The sequence below is a fragment of the Periweissella beninensis genome, from assembly GCF_016908275.1.
Lineage (GTDB): Bacteria > Bacillota > Bacilli > Lactobacillales > Lactobacillaceae > Periweissella > Periweissella beninensis.
The window spans coordinates 137796-143795 of record NZ_JAFBDN010000003.1 but is presented as its reverse complement, the minus strand read 5'-3'; the positions used below and the strand labels follow the sequence as shown (position 1 = coordinate 143795).

The 6000-nt window shown below is 34.2% G+C and carries 7 protein-coding genes; 1 reads left to right on the top strand and 6 read right to left on the bottom strand.

Features of this window, described 5'->3' with window-relative positions:
• Positions 1-518: 518 nt before the first annotated feature.
• The 6 genes from JOC59_RS02255 to pepA all read right to left on the bottom strand — a co-directional run bounded on the left by JOC59_RS02255 (position 519) and on the right by pepA (position 5425).
• Positions 519-1241: a Bax inhibitor-1/YccA family protein gene (locus JOC59_RS02255; protein ID WP_205143170.1), complete on the bottom strand. Its 723-nt coding sequence runs from the start codon at positions 1239-1241 to the stop codon at positions 519-521.
• A gap of 81 nt (positions 1242-1322) precedes the next feature.
• Positions 1323-2624: a UDP-N-acetylmuramate--L-alanine ligase gene (murC, locus tag JOC59_RS02250; protein WP_205143169.1), complete on the bottom strand. Its 1302-nt coding sequence runs from the start codon at positions 2622-2624 to the stop codon at positions 1323-1325.
• 45 nt (positions 2625-2669) lie between these two features.
• Positions 2670-3005 (bottom strand): hypothetical protein, encoded by a 336-nt coding sequence (locus tag JOC59_RS02245; protein ID WP_205143168.1) that lies wholly within the window; start codon positions 3003-3005, stop codon positions 2670-2672.
• A 160-nt stretch (positions 3006-3165) separates the two neighbouring features.
• Entirely contained in the window at positions 3166-3804 is a 639-nt protein-coding gene (gene ytpR / locus JOC59_RS02240) for a YtpR family tRNA-binding protein (RefSeq protein WP_205143167.1), read from the bottom strand.
• Positions 3805-3964: 160 nt separating this feature from the next.
• Positions 3965-4288 (bottom strand): thioredoxin family protein, encoded by a 324-nt coding sequence (locus tag JOC59_RS02235; RefSeq protein WP_205143178.1) that lies wholly within the window; start codon positions 4286-4288, stop codon positions 3965-3967.
• 60 nt (positions 4289-4348) lie between these two features.
• Positions 4349-5425: a glutamyl aminopeptidase gene (pepA, locus tag JOC59_RS02230; RefSeq protein WP_205143166.1), complete on the bottom strand. Its 1077-nt coding sequence runs from the start codon at positions 5423-5425 to the stop codon at positions 4349-4351.
• A 220-nt stretch (positions 5426-5645) separates the two neighbouring features.
• Here pepA and JOC59_RS02225 point away from each other — a divergent pair, with 220 nt between their 5' ends.
• Positions 5646-5972 (top strand): hypothetical protein, encoded by a 327-nt coding sequence (locus tag JOC59_RS02225; RefSeq protein WP_205143165.1) that lies wholly within the window; start codon positions 5646-5648, stop codon positions 5970-5972.
• The last annotated feature ends 28 nt before the right edge of the window (positions 5973-6000 follow it).

The following is a 6000-nucleotide window of genomic DNA, read 5'->3' as shown; positions in this document are numbered from 1 at the left end:
TTATCCGTAACTAACATCGGGGAGATGTTAGTTACATAATTTACTAGCGAAATTGACATTCGCAAATTTGTATATCTTAGGTACAAATCCTAAGACCCTTACACATTTGATTGTCAAAACTTTATTCAGTTTTCAAAGATCTACTTGGTTGTTGTTAAGCAACAACAGATATTAACTATACAGTAGTTATTTACTTAAGTCAACATCTTTTTTTATCTTAGCAAAATTATTTTTTTGTTTTAACTAATAATAATTAAGCAACTTATAAATAGTATCAATTAATAACTTCACTGTCAACACTTTTAATTACCATCATTGCTCATTCGTAAATAAGACAACTAAAATATAATAAACAATCCTAATGAAAATAGCAAGCTTTTTTTATAAAATAAAACGAGTCTGAGAAGATCGTCTCAAACCCGCTTTGTCAATTATATTCTAACTAGCTATTTTAATAATCAGTTTAACCCATTAATTGCTTGTTAACTGACAACTTTATAATTCACTATTAAAACTAACTAATCACGACTACCACCGAAAATCTGTAATAAACTCAAGAAAATGTTAACAAAATCAAGATACAAGTTCAATGCACCACTGACCGCTAACCCTGTCATATTTGCTTGAGTCCCATGTGCTAAATAAAGTTGCTTCATTTTATTGGTATCATACATTGATAAAAGACTAAATATAACTACTGAAGCCCATGATAAGAATAATGTAACCACACTATTTTGCAAAAAGATATTAACAACTGATGCAACTAGCAAACCAATTAATAACCCAAATAAATGGCTTCCTAATCCATTCATACTCTTTTTAGTAACACGCCCATATGCTGACATTGCTACAAAAATAGCTGCTGTTCCGACAAATGCTCCTAATAAACTAGCGTTGGTATACCTGGCAAAGATAACTGACAATGTTAATCCATTAACAACGGAAAATAATACTAAAAGTGGTAACGCCGAAACAGCCGAACGCATTGCTTTCGTATTAATCATCACAACCAAGCCAATTTCGATTGCAACAACAATCAACATTACGACTGTACTACTAGCAATTGCATACATCAAACTTGGAAAAACACTGTATGTTAGATATGCAGTTAAGCCTGACACTAATAGCGCAAGTCCCATATAACTATACATTTTACTAAAAAACGTGCGTAATCCAGTTTCATTGTTAATAACTTTACCCTGACCATTATTTTGGTAATAACTTAAATTATCATTGTTCATTTAGTATCCTCACTTATATTTCTAATTAAACTATGTTTATTATAGCATAAAACTCAGAGTTATCGCACTTAGTTAACTTGCCTATTTAACTAAATCCTTATAAATTACTTCATATTTTTGTAAATCACCGGCTCCCATGAAAACTAAGACGGGATTATCTAACGCAACTAATTGTTGCAGATTATCCTCATGTAAGATACCTGCAAACTTACTCATTTTAGCGCCCAAATCGCTAGCTGTTATATTACCGTTTGTTTCACGCGCAGACGTGAAAATTTCCGTCAAATACACTTTGTCAGCTTGATTTAAAATTTTTACATAATCATCTTGATACGCTTGGGTTCTTGAAAATGTATGTGGTTGGAAAATGGCCACAATTTGCCGATCCGGATACTTTTGCCGCGCTGCATCAAGCGTTGCTTTAATTTCAGATGGATGGTGTGCATAATCATCAATTAATGTCGCATGTGGTAATTGGGTTTCTGCAAAACGACGCTTCACACCACCAAAATTAACTAGTTCCTTTTTCAATTGGTTTAAATCAACGTTCTCAAAATAGCCAACAGCGATCACTGCTAATGAATTTAAAACACCGTGTTCACCAAATAATGGCGTTTTAAAGGTTCCTAATAATTCATCATGGTAGTACACATCAAAAGTAGCCCCCGCCTGATTACGAACCACATTAACTGCTCTGAAGTCATCCCTTTCACTTAAACCATAGTAATAAATAGGCACGTCAACTTCTAATTCTCGTAATTGTTGGTCATCCCCCCACGCAAAAATAGCCTTTTTCACCTGTTTAGCTAAATCTTGGAAGGCATTTTTAACATCCGCTAAACCGGTAAAGTAATCGGGATGATCAAAATCAATATTGGTCATAATTGCATAATCAGGAGTATAGTCCATAAAGTGGCGGCGATATTCATCCATTTCAAAAGTAAAAAAGCGGGCATTCTTAACCCCTTTACCAGTACCATCTCCAATTAGATAACTAGTTGGTTCAACGCCACCTAGCACATGAGCTAATAGGCCCGTAGTACTAGTCTTGCCATGCGCACCTGCAACACCAATTGATGTTGTTTCCGTTACTAATTTTTCAACCATCTCTGGATAGGTCTTCATTTTGATACCTAACACTTGGGCTTGGGCAACTTCGACATGCGTATCATCAAACGAGTTTCCTCGAATAATAGTCCAACCTGGTTCGATGTTTTTCGCATCAAAAGGTAATATTTCAATACCCGCTGCTAATAGCGGGGTTTCTGTAAAAGTATATTGGGTGATATCTGAACCCTTAACTTGAAAACCTTGATCATGTAATATTAAGGCTAGTGAGGCCATTCCTGAACCTTTAATCCCAATAAAGTAATATTTTTGCATTCTTTCACTCCTACAATTAGTTATACTCAATATTCTATCCTACATTTACTTATTTATTTCACTTTTTAAGCTTTTTATCATAAAATTTGGACTAAATAATTGATTGGTTGGCTCTTCAACAGCTAATACTTGATTAGTATCAAAGATAAAGAAACTATCAATACTTTTACGTAACTCTGCAACTTGACGTTGGTAATTTTCACCGGTTGGATTTTTACGTAAATATCTAATTGGTCGTTGATATTTTTCAGTAAAAGCCGGTTGCCACTCTGTTTTTATTTTTTGCGAAGTCAACTCATTAATCGTTTGTTGGCGCTTTATCGGTGGCTCACTAAGTGGTCTCTTTTTAAAATATGCAGGAATATCATCTTCCTTCATCATGGTTCCTCCTTAGCAATTGGCAAAATAAATTAGTTCACCTATGTTTCCTATAATTAATAATTATACCATGCTCCAAAAATTAATGATGATCCGAAAATATGGAAAAAAGGGTCGAAAATTAGCTTTTCTTACCCTTTTTGAATTTTATATTAAGTTCCACCTATTTAAATAGTTTTTGAGCTTGCACAAAATCTAGTGCTTCACCCACTTGTTGAAAATCATCTGGTAAAATTAAAGCTCCTGGAACCTCTGGTGCATTAGGTAGTTTTAATTCACGCCCTGAAACAATCATCCCATTTGATGCTACTCCTCTTAATTCACCTGGCCAAATAATTAAACCACTTGGCATCACGGCACCAACTTTAGCAACAACCACCTTGATCCCCGCTTTCATGTTAGGTGAACCAGAAACAATTTGTAAAGTTTGCCCATTGCCAACTTGAGTTTGCGTAATTTGTAAATGATCTGAGTCAGGGTGAGGAGTTACCGTTGCTACGTATCCAATTACAAATTTAGGGTCTAGGTCAGCCACTAATTCGGCATCAAAACCACTTAGACTTAGTTTATTATTTAAAATTGAAACCTCTTCTTCGGTTAACACAACCGGGCCGACTGCTGTTAGCTTTAAACTTTGACTAATTTCAAAAAAATTATAACCAAGTGTTTCATTAGTTTCGGCATTAAAAATCCTAACAATATCGCCTTTCTGTTCATTAGCCTGTTGGCTACTTGTGTCCGGTGCTAACATAACAATTAAAGTATCACCCATATGGGCTAAATTATAACTTGAAATTAACATATTTATTTTCCTTATTCACTATTTAATCAAATAAAAAACACGAACTCCTTAAAGCTCCGTGTTTTCAAGTAATTATAAAACAATTGTATCCTACATAGGATGAGCCATTAATAATTTTAGTAGTTAATTACTAACAATGCAAGCTCTATATCATTTTTAATTAAGCTACTAATTCATCAATAAATTCTTGAACTTGTCCTTGGGTTTTGCGATCTTTATTAACAAACCGGCCAATTTCTTGTGCACCATCAAAAGCCACAAAACTAGGTATGCCATATACATCCAAAGCGCCACATAAATCAATATTTTCATCCCGATCAACGTAAACAAAAACAAAATCTGGATTTTGCGCTTCAATTTCTGGCATCACCGGTTTTATAAACCGACAGTCTGGACACCAATCTGCTGAAAAAAACAACATTACTTTCCGTTTGCCAATATAATCAATTAATTCTTGTTGATCCATTTTTGGTAATTTTTCCATCATGCATAGCTCCTTTACTTATTTTTTGTAATTATACCACATCAATTTAGCTTTTTAAATTTAACGATTTAAAATCGTGTTAACCGTACTTTCATCCAAGTGAATTGCTAGTTGTTTAATTAACTCTTTAGCTGCTTCAAAATCCTTAATTGACCACATTGTTTGATGTGTATGGATATATCTAGATGCTACTCCTAATGCAACTGCTGGAACTCCATTTAATTGTGATTGTGCCCCTGCGGCATCCGTTCCACCTTTTGAAACAAAGTATTGATACGGAATGTTATTACTTTCAGCAATATCTAGAACAAATTCCTTTAATCGGTACGGCATAATCACAGTTGGATCAAAGACTCGTAACAATGTTCCTTCATCTAATTTTCCTTGGTGGTTAGTTTTACCTTGCATATCATCTGCAGCTGAAGAATCAACCGCAAAAAAGATATCAGGCTTTAACATATTTACAGCCCCCTTAACGCCACGCAGACCAACTTCTTCTTGAACATCAGCGCCCATAATTAAAGTATTGGGGGTTGCAACATTTTGTAGTGCCTCAAGCGTATCTAAAATACTCACTACACCAAAACGATTGTCCCAAGCTTTAGAGATAATACGTTTTTTATTTGGTGTCATAACAGTTTCTACTTGAGGGATAATGTAGTCACCAGGACGAACACCAAAGGCAGTTGCTTCTGCAGCCGAAGTAAATCCAGCATCAAATAAAATATCTTCGATTTTAGGCGTTGCATTAACCCCACTATTACCTCGTAATAAATGGGGCGCTACTGATGATGAAATCACTGGATAAGTATTTTCTCGTGTGTATAGCGTAAATCTTTGTGCTGAAACAACATATGGATTCCAACCTCCCAAGGCCGTGACATTAAATAGCCCCATTGGCGTGATATTAGTAATCATAAAACCCACTTCATCCATATGAGCAGCAAACATTATTCGTGGCTCATTATCAATTTGATTTTTTTTAACACCAAAAACACCACCTAATCCATCATGAACTACTTTATCTACGAATGGTTGTATTTCCTTTGCAAATACTTGACTGATATTCTTTTCAAAACCACTTGCAGCCTGTAACTCCGTATACTTTTTGATTCTTTTAAAATTATCTTGATTCATAAGATCACTTTTACTCCATTTCACAACAATTAAAAATTAATTACTAATTAATTATAACCATCTCATTCTTTTTTTGCACGTCCCTTATAATACGATCCTTAGTCGAGAAACAATACAAATATATTACAAACAAACATAATAGATATATTTTCTTTAGATAATATGCTATTTTATTGATTGAAATGTTTTGTTGATATCTTACATAGGAGAAAAAGCTAAAATGAACAAAAAAGGAGTTAGCATTTTTGCAGGTATTTTAGGCAGTCTTGGGGCTGTTGCCATTATTGGAAAAAAAACACAAGATCAACGTAATTCAGAAAAAACTCACGCTCAAATTATCAGTAAAATTCACGATAGTTTTGTCAATCAAGGACGTGTCGAAGGGACTTGGTTAGAGCGCAATACCGTTGATTTTTCACAAAAAAATAATACCTACAAAGTATACCAAGGTGGTGTTACTATTCGCCGTAACGGTGAACTTGAACAGTATAGCCTACTAATTGATGCAACGTCTTTTGCCATTTTACAAAAGACCAAAACCTTATAATTCATTCTTAACTTAATAAATTACTTAT